This window comes from Rhodococcus sp. NCIMB 12038 (assembly GCF_002165735.1).
Lineage (GTDB): Bacteria > Actinomycetota > Actinomycetes > Mycobacteriales > Mycobacteriaceae > Rhodococcus_F.
Window position 1 is genome coordinate 1 of record NZ_NHML01000100.1, and the last position, 241, is coordinate 241.

Sequence of the window (241 nt, forward strand, 5' to 3'; positions counted from 1 at the left end):
TCGTAGAGGGTGAGAATCCCGTACACGAAAACATGATGACTGTCGTGATGGAAACCCAAGTAGCACCGGGCCCGTGAAATCTGGTGTGAATCTGTCGGGACCACCCGATAAGCCTGAATACTCCCTGGTGACCGATAGCGGACTAGTACCGTGAGGGAAAGGTGAAAAGTACCCCGGGAGGGGAGTGAAATAGTACCTGAAACCGTGCGCTTACAATCCGTCAAAGCCTTNGANTGACTTG

General features: G+C 52.3%; 1 rRNA gene (cut by a window edge). It reads left to right on the top strand.

Annotation, left to right across the window (positions count from 1 at the left end):
- A 23S ribosomal RNA gene (locus CA951_RS42155) occupies nt 1-241 on the top strand (its annotated part continues 480 nt past the right edge of the window); the annotation flags it as partial.